Below are 15,271 nucleotides of genomic sequence, written 5' to 3'. Positions count from 1 at the left end.
ACGGTACGCGCAAGCGCGAAGCGGTGGCAGGCCCGGACACGCACTCCCGCAGCGTCCGAAGGCGGTTGCGAAGGCCGGTATCCGGGCTTGCGGAGCGCCGCGGCGTGCCAGTCAATCAATGAATGGATGCACACCGCGGCCGAAACCCTCGCCTTCCCACGCCGAAGCGCAGTGGCTGCCCATGCCGTCTGAGGGGCATGAGCGTGAGGGTTTCCAGATCCGCTGACCGTTGCGGGGGCAGCGCAGGAGTTGCAGCGTCAATCAAGAATGAACGACGCGGCGCACCTGCTTCCCGTTTAACCCCGTGGCCATGAGATGGCGTGCGGGGCACCTTCGAACCGTATTGCCTGGCGGGATTAATAAGAATTAACACACCAGAACGGCGGGATTATAGGGAGAGGCCTTCCGCCGAAGGCCTCGGATGGGCCTCTGATGGGCCTCAGGCAGGCCTTCCGTCGGGTCCGAACAGCCTCCGCATCACGGCCACGCCCGCCACCAGCGCGTTCGAATAGGTGGCATAGGGATCGTGGGCTGCCTCCAGCGGCATGTAGACGTGGGAGGTTTCGCCAGGCGTGTCGTCGACCGCCTCCATCAGCACCCAATAGAACTCGCCCGCCTCCAGTTCATGGACGGTGAGCGCGATGTTTCTCGATGAGGGCATGGAGGTAAGAGTGGCTGACAAGGTTGTCGGTTCTTTTTTGAATGGGCGGGGTACGCACGCGGTTGACAGCGCTTTCGGGCTTCTCCTACAGAGCCCAGCCTTGGTGCGACCTAATGTTGTAGTCAGGGACCTTTCAGAAGCCTTTCCAAGAACAGGAGGCAGCATGAAGCATTTCACTCTTGAACCGGGCATGCGATCGAGCATCGGCGGAGCCTTTTATCCGACCGGCTATTCGATGGTGATGTTTCCGAATGCGGAAGACGCCGACCGCATCGGCCACCGCCTGATCGAAAAAGGCATGAGTGGCGACGAGGTCTATCTGCTGCCCGCGCAAACGGTGCTGGCCGAAATCACCCCGACCGCGAAGACATCCGACAACCCCCTGCCCTCCGCCGGCACCGATGCTGCGACGGTACGCGCCTATACCGAGTTGGCGCGCGACGGCCACACGGGCCTGCTGGTGAGGACAAGAGACGGCGCGGCCGCCGAACGCCTGATGGAGCTGGTGCGCACCGTGCCCTATTCCATCGCACAGCGCTACCGCACGCTGGTCATCGAAGACCTCTGAGAAGAAGAGGAAGGCGGGCGTCTTCAAGCCGGCACGGCCATCGACACGGCGCGCTGGACCACATCACGGGCCATGGCCTGGGCCAGTTCGTGCTCGCCGAGGAACACGGTGGCGGAGGTTTCCTGCGTGAGCAGCCGGGCCTCCTGCTCGTTGTGGCTGCGGATCACGGTCTGGATGGTGGGGTTGAGCGTGCGCGCGGTTTCCATCATCTGGCGCACGTTCATGGCGTCGGGCGTGGCCACCACCAGCACGCGGGCGCGTGCGATGTGCGCCTGGATCAGCACCGCCGGGTCGGCCGCGTCGCCCCACACGGCTGGCGTGCCGGCCTCGCGCAGCTTTTCGACCAGTTCGCGGTTCTGCTCGGCCACCACGTAGGGAATGTCGTGCGCGTCGAGTTCGGCCGCAATGCGGCGCCCGACGCGGCCATAGCCCACCAGCACCACCTGCCGCGAGAGGTACTTGGCCTCGGTGGTCATGGGCAGTTCGGCCAGCGGGTCGTCGCGCGATTCGAGCCCGCGCGCAAAGGATGAACGGGCGTGCAGCCACTTCTGCATCGGCCCGATCAGGCTGAACCACAACGGGTTGGTGGCAATGGAAATCAGCGCGCCCGCCAGCACCAGGCTCTGGCCTTCCACCGGCAGCAGGCCCAGCGACACGCCCAGCCCGGCCAGGATGAACGAGAACTCGCCGATCTGCGCCAGGCTGGCGCTGACCGTGAGCGCCGTGCCCAGCGGGTAGCGAAACACCAGTACCAGCGCGCAGGCCGCAAGCGACTTGCCCAGCACGATGACCAGCACCACCGCCAGCACCTGCAGCGGCCGGTCGATCAGCACCGAGGGGTCGAACAGCATGCCGACCGACACGAAGAACAGCACCGCGAAGGCGTCGCGCAGCGGCAGCGACTCTTGCGCCGCCCGGTGGGCAAACTGCGACTCGCGCATCACCATGCCGGCGAAGAAGGCACCCAGCGCAAACGACACGCCGAACAGCGCCGCCGAGGCAAACGCGATGCTCACGGCCGCGGCCACCACGCACAGCGTGAACAGCTCGCGCGAGCCGGTTCGCGTGACCTGCCAGAGGATCCACGGGAACACGCGCCGCCCCACCACCAGCATCAGCGCGACGAAGCCGCCAACCTGCAGCAGCGTGAGGCCCAGCGTCTGCCAGAGCGGATCGGCCGGGCCGGCGTGTTCACTTTTTCCGCCCAACGTGCCCGCCAACGGCGGCAGCAGCACCAGTACCAGCACCATCGCCAGGTCTTCGACCACGAGCCAGCCGACGGCGATGCGGCCAGTGAACGAATCAAGGATGCCCAGGCTTTCGAGCGCACGCAGCAGCACGACCGTGCTGGCCACCGACAGCGCAAGCCCGAACACGAGCGCTGCGCCGGGGCTCCAGCCCCACCACAGGGCCAGCCCACCGCCGAGCAGCGTGGCCACGCCGATCTGCGCGATCGCACCGGGCAGTGCGATCTTGCGTACGGCCAGCAGGTCGTCGAGGGAAAAATGAAGGCCTACGCCGAACATCAGCAGCATGACGCCGATTTCGGCAAGCTGGGCGGCGATTTCCGCGTCGGCCACGAAGCCCGGTGTGAACGGGCCGATGATCACGCCCGCCAGCAGGTAGCCGACCAGCGCGGGCAGCCGCAGCTTGGCTGCCAGGAATCCGAACACCAGCGCCAGCCCCAAGCCGGCGGCGATCGTGTTGATGAGGGAGACGCTGCGGGGCATCGCTCCATTTTGCAGGAACGATGTCTGCCCTTTTATTTCACACGGCCATCTTGTCCGGGGCCCGGCTGTCGTGCCGAGCGATCAACCGACCATCTTGCTGGTCCGGGCGGCATCGAGCACTTCGGGCTCTTGCGCCTCTACCCAGGTCTCGTTGTTGAGCCCCGCCTGCAGCCGCGTTTCGTCGAGCTCGTTGGTCCACTTGGCGACCACGATGGTGGCTACGCCGTTGCCGATCAGGTTGGTGAGCGCGCGAGCTTCCGACATGAAGCGGTCGATGCCCAGGATGAGCGCAAGCCCCGCCACCGGCACATGACCCACCGCCGACAGCGTGGCTGCCAGCACGATGAAGCCACTGCCCGTGACACCAGCAGCCCCCTTCGACGTGAGCAGCAGCACGGCCAGCAGCGTGATCTCCTGCGTGAGCGTCATCGGCGTGTTGGTCGCCTGCGCGATGAACACCGCCGCCATCGTCAGGTAGATCGAGGTGCCGTCGAGGTTGAACGAGTAGCCGGTCGGGATCACGAGGCCCACGCAGGTCTTGTTCGCGCCCAGGTTCTCCATCTTCTCCATCATGCGCGGCAGCACCGATTCGCTCGACGACGTGCCCAGCACGATCAGCAGCTCTTCCTTGATGTACTTGATGAACTTCCAGATGCTGAAGCCGTGGAACCTCGCTATGAGCCCCAGCACCACGAAAATGAACAGCAGGCAGGTCAGGTAGAAAGTACCCATCAGCTTGCCGAGCGAGAACAAACTGCCCAGGCCGTACTTGCCAATGGTGAAGGCCATGGCGCCGAAAGCACCGATGGGCGCCAGCTTCATGATGTAGTTGACGATGCCGAAGAGCACATGCGAGCCCTTCTCGATCACGTCGAACACCAGCGTGCCGCGGCCGCCGAAGCGGTGCAGCGCAAAGCCGAACAGCACCGCGATCAGCAGCACCTGCAGGATCTCGCCCTTGGCGAACGCATCGACGAGCGTGTTGGGAATGATGTTCAGGATGAAGTCGACCGTGCCGGTCATCTTGCCGGGGCCGGTGTAGGAGGCGATCGACTTGGTGTCGAGCGTGGCCGGGTCGACGTTCATGCCCGCACCGGGCTTGAGCACGTTGACCAGCACCAGCCCGACGACGAGCGCGATGCTGCTGACGACCTCGAAGTACAGCAGCGCCAGGCCGCCGGTCTTGCCGACCTTCTTCATGTCTTCCATGCCGGCGATGCCCACCACCACCGTGCAGAAGATGATCGGCGCGATGATCATCTTGATCAGCTTGATGAAGCCATCGCCCAGCGGCTTCATCGCCTCGCCGGCCGCCGGATAGAAGTGGCCGAGCAGCACGCCGATGATCACAGCGGTGATCACCTGTACGTAGAGCGAACGGTAGATCGGGAGCTTTCTGGCGGGTGTGCTTGTTGTGTTTTCCATTGCTTGCCTCCGGAGGGTTGAGAACTGTAGGACGCGTGTCGGCGGCTTTCTATCCGTGGAACCCGCATCGATCAAATGAAAAAACCCGCCGAAGCGGGTTTTGTCGATCAGGTGTAGGTCAGCATGCTTAATGCATGTGCAGGCCGCCGTTGACCGAGAAGTCGGCCCCGGTGCTGTAGCCGCCTTCGTCGGTGGCGAGCCACGCGATGATCGAGGCGATTTCGCTCGGCTCACCCAGGCGCTTGACCGGGATGGTGGCCACGATCTTGTCGAGCACTTCCTGGCGGATGGCCTTGACCATGTCGGTGCCGATGTAGCCCGGGCTCACGGTGTTGACCGTCACGCCCTTGTTGGCCAGCTCCTGCGCCAGCGCCATGGTGAAGCCGTGCATGCCGGCCTTGGCTGCCGAGTAGTTGGTCTGGCCCGCCTGGCCCTTGGCGCCGTTGACCGAGCTGATGTTGATGATGCGGCCCCAGCCCTTTTCAACCATGTCGCCCACCACCTGCTTGGTGACGTTGAACATGCTGTTGAGGTTGGTCTCGATCACCGCGCTCCAGTCTTCGGGCGTCATCTTCAGGAACATGCGGTCCCGCGTGATGCCGGCGTTGTTGACCAGCACGTCGATGGCGCCATGGGCTGCCTTGGCGGCAGAGAAAGCCTCGACGGTGGATTGCCAGTCGCCGACATTGCCGACCGACGCGTGGAACTCGAAGCCTTCGGCTTTCTGTTCGGCCAGCCACTTGGCGTAGTCGCGCGTGGGGCCGCAACCGGCGATCACGGTGAACCCGTCCTTGTGCAGACGCTGGCAGATGGCTGTTCCGATGCCACCCATGCCCCCGGTGACATATGCAACTTTCTTGCTCATAAGATTTCCTTTGTGTACGTAGCAAAAGCCTGAACGGCCACCTTCACTCTAGCGAGTTTCAAGCCTGCGTCCTCTGAGGAAAACACTGAGCCAAGCTTGCAACCAGCTGTCACGAAGAGCGGCCTTCGTGCTCAGCCTCTATCCTCGCACCTGTCCGCTCTTGTGCAAGCCTTACGCAAGCGTCAACACCCAAGGAGTTCGAAAGTATGAATTTCGGGATCATCATCTTCCCCGAGGTCGAGGAACTCGACTTCGTCGGCCCCTGGGAAATGCTCACCATGTGGAGCAAGCTGGCCGCCGGTCCCGAGCAGTGCCTGATCGTGGCCGAAAAGCGCGAACCGGTGGTCTGCGCCAAGGGCCTGTCCATCAACCCGCACGTGTCCTTCGCCGATTGCCCGCCTCTCGACTGCCTGCTCGTGCCCGGCGGCATGGGCACGCGCCGCGAGGTCGACAACCCCGCCATGACACGCTTCCTGGCCGACCAGGCGCCCGGCTGCCAGACGCTGATGTCGGTGTGCACCGGCGCATTCGTGCTGCACGCGGCCGGGCTGCTCTCAGGCAAGACCGCGACCACGCATTGGGGCTCACTCGACCGCCTGCGCGCGCTGGGCGACGTGAAGGTGGTCGAGCAGCGCTTCGTGCGTGACGGCAACGTCTGGACGTCGGCCGGGGTATCGGCCGGTACCGACCTGATGCTGGCCTTCATCGCCCACACCGCGGGCGAGGAAGCCGCGGCCCGGGTGCAGCTGCAGGCCGAGTACTACCCGGCGGACACGATCTACGGAGACACCGCGAGCCATGAGCGCGCGCCAGCGTACGTGAAGCGGCCCGGCTCCCGTTTCCAGGCGCCATGACCGCGCCCGCCCTGCCAGAACCATTGCCGGTGCTCGCCGCGCGCGTGGGCGAAACGCTGCGCGCACGGGGACAGACGGTCTCGGTCGTCGAGTCTTCGGCAGGCGGCCTCGTGTCGGCTGCCCTGCTCGCCATTCCAGGCGCATCGGCCTACTTCCGCGGCGGCGCCGTCGTCTATTCGCGGCGTGCCGGCCGGGCGCTGCTGGGCCTGACCGCTGAAGACATGACCGGCATGCGCGGCGAAACCGAGCCCTACGCCCTGCTCGTCGCCGGCCGGATGCGCGACACCCACCACACCACCTGGGGCATCGCCGAAAGCGGCGCGGCCGGCCCATCAGGCAGCCCGTATGGCGATGCGCCGGGGCACGTGTGCATCGCCGTGGTCGGCGCGGTCACGGTAAGCCGCACCATCGAGACCGGCAACACAGACCGGCCGGCGAACATGGACGTGTTCGCGCGGCACCTGCTCGCGCTGTTCGACGAGACGCTGCGGGCGCAGCCGGAGCCGCCACCCGCCTGAAAGATCAATCCGCCTGCACGCCCGCGGCGCGGATCACCTTGCCCCACTTGGCGACCTCTGCCGTGAGGTGCGTGCGCAGGCTTTCCGGCGTCTGCTTGTCCAGCGGCACGATTTCGGAGCTGAGTTCGGCAAGGCGGTGCTTGACCATGTCGTCCTGCAGCGCGGCGCGCAAGGCGACGTTGAGCTTCTCGATCACGGCAGGCGGCGTACCCTTGGGCGCATACATGCCGTGCCACACCCGCACGTCGAAGCCCTTGAGGCCCTGCTCGTCCAGCGTCGGAATGTTGGGCATGCTCGACAGGCGCTGCGGCGTGGTCACGCCGAACACCTTCACGCGGTTGCCGTCCTTGATGACCGGCGCGGTCTGCGTGGTCTGGTCGCACAGCAGGTCGACCTGCCCGCCCATGAGGTCGTTGAGCGCCGGGCCGGCCCCCTTGTACGGCACTGTCGTCAATTGCACGCCGATCTGGTTCATGAACAGCAGGCCGCACAGCTGCGACACAGCGCCCACGCCCGCGTTTGCCAGCGTGACCTTGTCCTTGTTGGCCTTCACGTAGGCCAGCAGTTCCTGGTAGTTGTTGGCCGGAAAGTCCTTGCGCGACAGCAGCGTCATCGGCACGTCCAGCACCTGGCCGATGTACTCGAAGTCTTTCAGCGGGTCGTAGTTGAGCTTCTTGTAGAGCGCGGGCGCGGTGGCCATGCCCATGTGGTGGATGAGGATGGTGTAGCCGTTGGGCGCCGCCCTGGCCACCCGCGTGGGCGCGATGGTGCCGCCCGCGCCCACGGTGTTCTCGACGATCACGGTCTGGCCCAGCGACTTGCCCATGGGAAAGGCCAGCATGCGCGCCACCACGTCGGTCGGGCCGCCGGCGGAGTACGGCACGACCATGGTGATGGGCTTGTCGGGCCATGCGGCTTGTGCTGCGGCGGGCGATTGCAGGGCGAACAGGCAGGCGCCGGCCGAGGCCGCTAGCAGGGTCTTGAATTTCCAGGTCTTCGTTTTCGTCGTCTTGGTTGCTGTCACTTCTTTGTCTCCTATGGTTATGGGTGTTCTGTCAGGGCGTCGGTTGGTCTTCGAGCGCCAGCAGGCGTTCGGCCAGGCGCACCACGGGCGCGTCGACCATCCGCCCGTCGAGGCTGACCACGCCGCCGCCCGATGCTCGAATGGCGTCGACCACGCGACGGGCCCACGCCAGTTCGTCGGCGCTGGGGCCCAGCGCGGCATGCACCGGCGCAACCTGATCGGGATGGATGCACAGCTTGGCGCCGAAGCCGCCGCGCCGGGCGCGTGCGGTGTCGGCGGCCAGCCGCTGGGCGTCGCGCCAGTCGGGCGTCACGCCGTCGATGGGCGCGGGCAGGTTGGCGCGACGCGAGGCAAGCAGCAGCGCGAGACGCACTGGCACGAGTTCGGCTTCGTCCGCGTCGCAGGCCAAGCCGAGATCGGCCTGGAAATCGAGATTGCCGAACGCGAGCCGCAGCACCTGTGGGCCGGCCGCGAGTTCATCGACCGCCGCCAGGCCCGCGGCCGATTCGATCAGCGGCACAAGCAAGCCCGTCGAACCGATGGCCCCGGCCAGCCGAGACAGATCGGCCGCGCGCTCCGCCTTTGGCAGCACGACGCCAGCGATCAAACCTTGCTCCACCAGCGCGCCGACCGCCACGCAGTCGTCGTCATGCCACGGCGTGCCAGCGGCATTGATGCGCACCAGCAGGCGTTGCCGGCCAATGTCGGGCAGCGCGGCGAACGAGGCTGCGAGCGCCTCGCGCGCCGCCACCTTGCGCTCCGGCGCCACCGCGTCCTCCAGATCGACGATCACGCCTCCCGCCCCAGTGGCCAGCGCACGCGCATGGCGCTCGGGCCGGTCGGCCGGCACGAAGAGAAAGGCGCGCGCCAGGGCGAGCGTGCTCACACCGCCCTCGCCTCGCGCAGCGCCGCGATGTCCGCCTCGCTGCGCCCGAGGCTGCGCAAGATCGCCTCGGTGTGCTCGCCGACCGCCGGAATCGGGTCCATGCGGTAGTCGAACGCGCTCTGCCGGCCAGCCGGCAGCAAGGCGGGAATGTCGCCCGCCGGCGAACCCACCTGCCGCCAGCGCTCGCGCGCCTGCAACTGCGGATGCGCCCACAGGCCAGCCATGTCGTTCATTCGGGCGTTGGCGATCTGCGCCGTGTCGAGCCGCTCCAGCACCTGCGCCGTGCTCAGCGCACCGAAGGTCTCGACGATGATCGCGCGCAGGGCCTCGCGGTTCTCGTTGCGCCGCGCGTTGCTGTCGAAGCGGGCATCGATTGCGAGCCCCGACTGCAGCAGCACCTTCTCGCAGAAGGTGCGCCACTCGCGCTCGTTCTGCAGGCCCAGCATCACGGTACCGCCATCGCCGGCGGGGAACGGCCCGTAGGGATAGATGGTGGCGTGCGAAGCGGCGCTGCGCGGCGGTGGCGGCGCGCCTTCGTAGGCGTAGTACATCGGGTAGCCCATCCACTCGGCGAGCGATTCGAGCATCGACACGTCGATGTGCGAGCCCTTGCCGGTCTTGCCGCGCTGGAGCAGCGCCGCGAGGATGCCGGTGTACGCGTACATGCCCGCAGCGATGTCGGCGATGGAATTGCCCGACTTGCAAGGATCGTCCGGCGTGCCCGTGACCGAGAGAAAACCCGCCTCGCTCTGGATCAGCAGGTCGTAGGCCTTCTTGTCGCGGTACGGGCCGTCTTCGCCGTAGCCCGAGATGTCGCAGACGATGAGCCGCGGGTGCTTCGCCTGCAGCACCTGCGCGCCGAGCCCCATGCGCGCGGCGGCGCCGGGCGCGAGGTTCTGCACCAGCACGTCGGCATCGGCCACCAGCTCCTGCAGCACGGCGAGCGCGGCGGGCTGCTTCAGATCGAGCGTGAGGCTTTCCTTCGAGCGGTTCACCCACACGAAGTGCGAGGCCTCGCCGTGCACGCGGGCGTCGTAAGCCCGCGCAAAGTCGCCCACCTCGGGGCGCTCCACCTTGATGACGCGCGCGCCGAGGTCGGCCAGCTGGCGGGTGCAGAACGGTGCGGCAATCGCGTGCTCGAGCGAGATGACGGTGATGCCGTCCAGGGGTCTTGTCATGTCTTCTTTCTCCCCTTCAGGCCAGCACGGCCGTGGCCTGCATCGTGAACCAGCCGTCTGCGTCCTCGCCCCAGAGACTGAATGTCTTTCCGTCGGCGCCCGGCTTGCCGTGCACGCGGAACGGCGCGATGTCGAATGTCGGGCGCACCGCGCGGAACTCGAAGCGCGCGAGCTGCGCGCCCGGCACATTGCGGCGCAGCAGGTCGACCAGCAGCGTCGCGATCAGCGGGCCGTGCACGATCAGGCCCGGATAGCCCTCGACCTGCGTCACGTAGCGGCGGTCGTAGTGGATGCGATGGCCGTTGAAGGTGAGCGCCGAGTAGCGGAACAGCAGCACGTCGTCGGGCACGATGTCGCGGCTGAAGGCGGCGTCCTTCGGCGCGGGCGTGGGTGGCGGGCCCGCTTCACCTGGCTGCGCGGCGGCGCGGTAGACGATGTCGTGCTCCTCGGTCAGCGCGAGGCCGCGCTCGTTGCGCACCTCGTGGCGCACGAGCACGAACACCAGCTCGCCGGTGCGGCCCGCCTTGTGGGTGACCGATGCAATGGTCGAGGTGCGCTCGATCTTGTCGCCGACCTGCAGCGGGTTGCCGGGCTCCCACGCGAGCCGCCCGCCGGCCCACATGCGGCGCGGCAGCGGCACTGGCGGCAGGAAGCCGCCGCGCCTGGCGTGGCCGTCTTCGCCGATCTCGGACTGGCGGTGGTGCGGCAGGAAGTAGAGCCAGTGCCACAGCTCGGGCAGACGCGTGCCGGCTTGCGGCAGCGCATCGTCACGATCGAGCGTGGCGCTGAGAGCGCGCACGGGCGCGGCGGTGATGTTGTCGGCCAGCGTTTCGCTGCGGCCTTGCCAGGCTTGCAGCTTCGCCAGCGCTTCGCTGTCGATCACGGAGGGTGTCGTGGGAGTTTCGTTGGGCATGTATTGCTTCATTCAGTCGACCGCGGCGCCGGAGGCCTTGACGATCCGCGCCCACTTGGCAAGGTCGTCCTGCAGCAGTTTCGAAAATTGATCGGGTGTGGTGGGCGCCGCGATCTCGACGCCCTGCTGATCGAGCTTGTCGCGCAGGTCCTTCGAGGCCAGCGCCTTGCGCGTGGCGTCCTGCAATGTCGCCAGCACATCGGCCGGCACGCCCGCGGGCGCGAACAAGCCGATCCACAGCGTGCCGTTGTAGCCGGGCACCGCCTCGGCGATGGTGGGCACATCGGGCAGCACGGCCGAGCGCTTGTCGCCGCTCACGGCCAGCGCGCGCAGCTTGCCGGCCTTGATGTGCGAAAGCGCCGAAGGCAGGCTCGCGAACACGATCGGCAATTGCCCGCCCAGCACGTCGTTGAGCGCCGGCGCCACGCCCTTGTACGGCACGTGCTGCAGCGAGATGCCCGCCATGCTGTTGAGCATTTCGCCGAGCAGGTGGTTGAGCGTGCCGTTGCCGGCCGAGGCGTACTGGTAGTTGGCACCCTTCTGCCGCGCGAGCTTGAGGAACTCGGCGAAGTTCTTCGCAGGGAACGTGGGGTTGACCAGCAGCACGTTGGGCACCGCACCGATGAGGCCGACGGGCTTGAAGTCTTTCACCGGGTCGAAGCCCGGGTTCTTGTACAGCGCCGGGTTGATGGCCTGGCTGCTGCTGATGGTCATGAGCAGCGTATAGCCGTCCTTCGGGCCCTTGGCCACCAGCTGCGTGCCGATGTTGCCGCCCGCGCCGGGCCGGTTGTCGACCACCACGCTGGCGTTGTTCATCACTTCGCCGAGCTTCTGGCCCACGAGACGGCCGACGATGTCGTTGGTGCCGCCGGCAGCCTGCGGCACTACCAGCGTGACGGGGCGCGAAGGGTAGGTCTCGGCTTGTGCCGGGCTAGCCTGGACCAGTGCCGCGGTTGCTGCGAACGCCAGCAGCGCGAAGGCGCGAAATCTCATGTGTTGTGTCTCCATGGCCGCATGGTCGTTCGCCCTCCCCCTGTGCGCAATCTGCGATTTCGGAACCCAGCCTTCTGGAATTCCGAAGGCTTGGGGCCTAACATCGCTCGATGCTTTTCGACCTCACCGACCTGCGGCTGTTCGTGGCCACGGCCGAACTCGGCAACCTCACGCGGGCCGCCGAGCGCCAGCACCTGTCGCTGGCTGCCGCCAGCGCGCGCATCAAGGCGCTGGAAACGCAGGCCGGCCTGCAGCTGCTGCAGCGCGAGGCCCGCGGCGTGCGGCTGCTTCCGCCGGGCGAAGCCTTCCTGCATCACGCTCGCCTCGTGTTGCATCAAACGGAGCAACTGCGCGACGACCTGCTCGAATACGGCGGCGGCCTGCGCGGCCACCTGCGCGTGTTCGCCAACACCACGGCGGTGACCGACTTCCTGCCCGAGATCCTGCCGGGCTTCCTGGCGCACAACCCGCGAATCAACGTCGACCTTCAGGAAAAACCGAATGCTCAGATCCCGCGCGGCGTGCTCGACGGCCGAGCCGACATCGGCATCGTCGCGGGCCGCGTCGACACGCTGGGGCTGGAGGCCATCCACTTCAGCACCGACCGGCTGGTGCTCGTCACCTCGCGCAAGCACCGCTTCGCCAGGCGCCGCAGCATCGCCTTTGCCGAGACGCTCGATGAAGACGCCATCGGCATGCAGCAGGGCAGCACGTTGCAGACCTTCCTGGCGCAGATCACCGACAACCTCGGCAAGCGGCAGAAGCTGCGCATCCAGCTGGGGAGCTTCGACGCCATGTGCCGGATGATCGGCAGCGGCGTAGGCATCGGCGTGGTGCCGGAATCGGCTGCGCGGCGCAACCAGGAAAGCATGCAACTCGCGCTGATCGACCTCAGCGATGCGTGGTGTGTGCGGGAGCGTTACCTGCTGGTGAGAGACCGGGCGGCGCTGCCGATTTATGCGCAGGCGCTGGTCGAAACCTTGTGCCGGCACTACGCCGGGCAGCTGGCCGAAGAGAACTGAGCGCGACGCCCAAAAACATGGACTTGCGGGCGTTTGCTGAACAAGTCCGTCCCATCCCCATTTTCCGTGGACAACTTTGGGGGTAACTCATGAGGAGCCTTGTAAAACAGATTTAAGTCATTGTTTTACAAGGGTATTCCTTAGTTTGCTCAAAATTTGAGCGGTGAACAACCTTGGCGGGCAAAACAGCCGTCTTGGGCCCGAAAGCGGCTGCGAAGAGAACTTTTTCGCGATTTCCAGTGGGCAGAAAACGTCATTGAATCAGCAACTTGCACGCGATTGCGAAAAGTCCGATGTCGTCCCCATTTTCTGTGCACAACTTTGGGGGTAACTCATGCGGAGCCTTGTAAAAGGCATGCAAGCTGTTGTTTTATAAGGGGATTAATCACTTTGCCCAAAAAAACAGCGGTGAACAAGCCACGCCGCCCAGCCCGCCGCGGGCGTGCAACTCAGTACGGCGGCGCCTTGCGCGCCCGCTGCGCCCGCGCGGCCTCGGTCCACCACGCCAGGTCGTCCGCAAACCGGCCGAACGAGCGCTCCAGCGATTCGCCCGCGGGCCCCGTCGGCTTGCCTGCCGCATCCAGTGTCTGCGAGATCGGCCCGACAGCGAGCGTGCTCGACACCACGACCATGCCCATCTCCGACAGGATCGAATGCCACACCGTGCCTGAGCGCACACCGGAGAAGCGCCCTGCCGAATAGCTCGCGACAGCCGCGGGCCGCCAGAACCACTCTTCGAGGAAGTGGTCCGTGAGGTTCTTCAGGCCCGGTTGCGGACCCCAGTTGTATTCGCCGGTGACGAAGACGAAGGCGTCTGCCGTGCGGATCTTTTCGGCCAGGGCTTCCATGGCCGCAGGCGCGGAGCCCTTCGGATATTCCTTGTACATGCGGTCGAGCATGGGCAGGTCGACAGCCTTCGCGTCGATCAACTCCGCATCGTCGCCGCGTGCGCGAAGCCCAGCGACGATGTAGTCCGCCAGGCGCACGCCCATGCGATCGGAGCGGTACGAGCCGTAGAAGACCAGGATCTTGTCGCTCATCGTTGTGTTCCGGCGCTCAGGTGGGCGTTTCGAGCTTGTCCTGGGTGCGGGTCTCGAAGTCGCTGGCGTCGTGGCGCTCGTGCAGCTGGCTGTTCGGCTGGCCCCATGCGCGATTGACCATGCGGCCGCGCTGCACTGCCGGGCGCTTCGCGATTTCATCGGCCCAGCGCAGCACGTTCTTGTACTCGCTCACCTGGAGGAACTCGCCCGATTCGTAAAGCTGCCCCTTGGCGAGCGCGCCGTACCAGGGCCAGACGGCCATATCGGCGATGGTGTAGTCGTTGCCCGCCAGGTAGCGGCTCTCGGCAAGCCGGCGGTCGAGCACGTCGAGCTGCCGTTTGGTCTCCATGGCGAAGCGGTCGATCGCGTATTCGATCTTCGTGGGCGCGTAGGCATAGAAGTGCCCGAAGCCGCCGCCCAGGTACGGCGCGCTGCCCATCTGCCAGAACAGCCACGACAGACATTCGGCACGCGCCGCACGCTCGGTCGGCAGGAAGGCGCCATCGAACTTCTCGGCCAGGTACTGCAGGATCGCACCCGACTCGAACACGCGAATGGGCGTGTCGCCGCTGCGGTCCATCAGGGCGGGAATCTTGGAGTTCGGGTTCACCGCCACGAAGCCGCTGCCGAACTGGTCGCCATCGCTGATGCGGATCAGCCAGGCGTCGTACTCCGCACCGGTATGGCCCAGTGCCAGCAGCTCTTCCAGCATCACCGTGACTTTCACGCCGTTGGGCGTTGCCAGCGAATAGAGTTGCAGCGGATGCTTGCCCACCGGCAGGTCCTTCTCATGCGTGGCACCCGCGATCGGGCGATTGATGTTCGCGAAGCGGCCGCCGCTTTCCTTGTTCCAGGACCAGACGGTGGGCGGCGTGTAGGCTGTCGTGCCATTCATGCGATGAGTTCCAGGAGTTGGACAGACGATGATCATTCTCTACGACTGCGCCACCGCACCCAGCCCGCGGCGCGCCCGCATCCTGCTTGCCGAGAAGGGCATTGCCCATGAGACCGTGCAGGTAGACCTCGCCCGTGGTGAGCAAATGGGCGATGCCTACCGCGCGATCAATCCGCAATGCACGGTGCCGGCGCTACGCACCGATGACGATGATGGGCTGCTGCTGACCGACAACGCCGCCATCGCTGCCTGGCTGGAGGCCCGCTACCCGCAACCGCCGTTGATGGGCAGCACGCCACAGGAAAAAGCCGAGATCGCCAGCTGGAACTGGCGCATCGAATTCGAAGGCCTGCTGGCCATTGCCGAGACGCTGCGCAACGGCTCGCCAGCCATGGCCGACCGGGCGCTGCCCGGGCCGGTGAACTACGCCCAGATTCCCGAACTGGCACAGCGCGGGCTGGCACGGGTGCACCAGTTCTTCGAGACCCTGAACGAGCGGCTGGCCGGCCGCGACTTCGTCGCCGCCGACCGGTTCAGCATCGCCGATATCACCGCCGTGGTGGCGGTGGACTTTGCCCGCGTGGTGCGGGTCAAGCCCGGGGAACAGCACCCCGAGTTGCTGCGCTGGCGCGCGGCGATGGCGCAGCGGCCGTCGATGTCGCGCTGAGCGGTGGGCCGTGGGGCCCGTCGGCAGAGAAG

General features: G+C 66.3%; 16 protein-coding genes and 1 riboswitch. Of the genes, 5 read left to right on the top strand and 11 right to left on the bottom strand.

Going from position 1 to position 15,271, the window contains the following annotated elements:
• Positions 1 to 55: 55 nt before the first annotated feature.
• Positions 56 to 349: riboswitch (cobalamin riboswitch) on the bottom strand.
• A gap of 90 nt (positions 350 to 439) precedes the next feature.
• Positions 440 to 661 (bottom strand): hypothetical protein, encoded by a 222-nt coding sequence (locus ACSFCA_RS10650; protein ID WP_435459486.1) that lies wholly within the window; start codon positions 659 to 661, stop codon positions 440 to 442.
• A gap of 163 nt (positions 662 to 824) precedes the next feature.
• On the opposite strand from ACSFCA_RS10650, the gene ACSFCA_RS10645 reads away from it, so the two are divergent.
• Complete coding sequence (locus ACSFCA_RS10645) at positions 825 to 1,229, top strand: hypothetical protein (protein WP_258349964.1); 405 nt, start codon at positions 825 to 827, stop codon at positions 1,227 to 1,229.
• A 23-nt stretch (positions 1,230 to 1,252) separates the two neighbouring features.
• Here the strand turns inward: ACSFCA_RS10645 and ACSFCA_RS10640 are convergent, their stop codons facing one another.
• The 3 genes from ACSFCA_RS10640 to phbB all read right to left on the bottom strand — a co-directional run bounded on the left by ACSFCA_RS10640 (position 1,253) and on the right by phbB (position 5,249).
• The gene (locus ACSFCA_RS10640) at positions 1,253 to 2,959 is read right to left on the bottom strand and encodes a cation:proton antiporter domain-containing protein (RefSeq protein ID WP_435459485.1); all 1,707 of its coding nucleotides are present in this window, start codon (positions 2,957 to 2,959) and stop codon (positions 1,253 to 1,255) included.
• Between the two features lie 81 nt (positions 2,960 to 3,040).
• Positions 3,041 to 4,384: a dicarboxylate/amino acid:cation symporter gene (locus ACSFCA_RS10635; RefSeq protein WP_258349966.1), complete on the bottom strand. Its 1,344-nt coding sequence runs from the start codon at positions 4,382 to 4,384 to the stop codon at positions 3,041 to 3,043.
• A gap of 127 nt (positions 4,385 to 4,511) precedes the next feature.
• On the bottom strand, positions 4,512 to 5,249 hold the full coding sequence (gene phbB, locus ACSFCA_RS10630) for an acetoacetyl-CoA reductase (RefSeq protein WP_093052606.1): 738 nt from the start codon (positions 5,247 to 5,249) through the stop codon (positions 4,512 to 4,514).
• 206 nt (positions 5,250 to 5,455) lie between these two features.
• Here phbB and ACSFCA_RS10625 point away from each other — a divergent pair, with 206 nt between their 5' ends.
• Together ACSFCA_RS10625 and ACSFCA_RS10620 are read left to right on the top strand one after the other, a co-directional pair.
• A complete protein-coding gene (locus ACSFCA_RS10625) occupies positions 5,456 to 6,103 on the top strand; it encodes a DJ-1/PfpI family protein (protein WP_258349967.1) in 648 nt (215 codons plus the stop codon).
• On the top strand, positions 6,100 to 6,621 hold the full coding sequence (locus ACSFCA_RS10620) for a CinA family protein (protein WP_435459484.1): 522 nt from the start codon (positions 6,100 to 6,102) through the stop codon (positions 6,619 to 6,621). Before ACSFCA_RS10625 ends, ACSFCA_RS10620 begins: the two co-directional genes overlap by 4 nt.
• 4 nt (positions 6,622 to 6,625) lie before the next feature.
• On the opposite strand, the gene ACSFCA_RS10615 is transcribed toward ACSFCA_RS10620, so the two are convergent.
• Genes ACSFCA_RS10615 through ACSFCA_RS10595 form a run of 5 tightly spaced genes read right to left on the bottom strand, consistent with a single transcriptional unit; the run spans position 6,626 to position 11,615 of the window.
• A complete protein-coding gene (locus ACSFCA_RS10615) occupies positions 6,626 to 7,645 on the bottom strand; it encodes a tripartite tricarboxylate transporter substrate binding protein BugD (RefSeq protein WP_435459483.1) in 1,020 nt (339 codons plus the stop codon).
• A 31-nt stretch (positions 7,646 to 7,676) separates the two neighbouring features.
• Positions 7,677 to 8,531, bottom strand: a complete 855-nt coding sequence (locus ACSFCA_RS10610) for an HpcH/HpaI aldolase/citrate lyase family protein (protein ID WP_435459482.1) — start codon at positions 8,529 to 8,531, stop codon at positions 7,677 to 7,679.
• Positions 8,528 to 9,709, bottom strand: coding sequence for a CaiB/BaiF CoA transferase family protein (locus tag ACSFCA_RS10605; protein WP_435459481.1), 1,182 nt, complete (start codon positions 9,707 to 9,709; stop codon positions 8,528 to 8,530). Before ACSFCA_RS10605 ends, ACSFCA_RS10610 begins: the two co-directional genes overlap by 4 nt.
• 16 nt (positions 9,710 to 9,725) lie before the next feature.
• A complete protein-coding gene (locus tag ACSFCA_RS10600; RefSeq protein WP_435459480.1) occupies positions 9,726 to 10,622 on the bottom strand; it encodes an HTD2 family dehydratase in 897 nt (298 codons plus the stop codon).
• Between the two features lie 12 nt (positions 10,623 to 10,634).
• Positions 10,635 to 11,615: a tripartite tricarboxylate transporter substrate binding protein gene (locus tag ACSFCA_RS10595; protein ID WP_435459479.1), complete on the bottom strand. Its 981-nt coding sequence runs from the start codon at positions 11,613 to 11,615 to the stop codon at positions 10,635 to 10,637.
• Positions 11,616 to 11,725: 110 nt separating this feature from the next.
• On the opposite strand from ACSFCA_RS10595, the gene ACSFCA_RS10590 reads away from it, so the two are divergent.
• Positions 11,726 to 12,637: a LysR family transcriptional regulator gene (locus ACSFCA_RS10590; protein ID WP_435459478.1), complete on the top strand. Its 912-nt coding sequence runs from the start codon at positions 11,726 to 11,728 to the stop codon at positions 12,635 to 12,637.
• A gap of 449 nt (positions 12,638 to 13,086) precedes the next feature.
• Here the strand turns inward: ACSFCA_RS10590 and ACSFCA_RS10585 are convergent, their stop codons facing one another.
• On the bottom strand, positions 13,087 to 13,677 hold the full coding sequence (locus ACSFCA_RS10585; protein ID WP_093052627.1) for an NADPH-dependent FMN reductase: 591 nt from the start codon (positions 13,675 to 13,677) through the stop codon (positions 13,087 to 13,089).
• Between the two features lie 16 nt (positions 13,678 to 13,693).
• Positions 13,694 to 14,572, bottom strand: a complete 879-nt coding sequence (gene yghU / locus ACSFCA_RS10580) for a glutathione-dependent disulfide-bond oxidoreductase (RefSeq protein WP_435459477.1) — start codon at positions 14,570 to 14,572, stop codon at positions 13,694 to 13,696.
• A gap of 28 nt (positions 14,573 to 14,600) precedes the next feature.
• Between yghU and ACSFCA_RS10575 the strand changes: the two genes are divergently transcribed.
• Entirely contained in the window at positions 14,601 to 15,239 is a 639-nt protein-coding gene (locus tag ACSFCA_RS10575; protein ID WP_435459476.1) for a glutathione S-transferase family protein, read from the top strand.
• Positions 15,240 to 15,271: the final 32 nt, after the last annotated feature.

Origin of the sequence: Variovorax multivorans, from assembly GCF_051216835.1 — a bacterium.
GTDB lineage: Bacteria > Pseudomonadota > Gammaproteobacteria > Burkholderiales > Burkholderiaceae_C > Variovorax.
The sequence above is the reverse complement of the archived record's forward strand: the minus strand, read 5'-3'. Positions and strand labels throughout refer to the sequence as shown.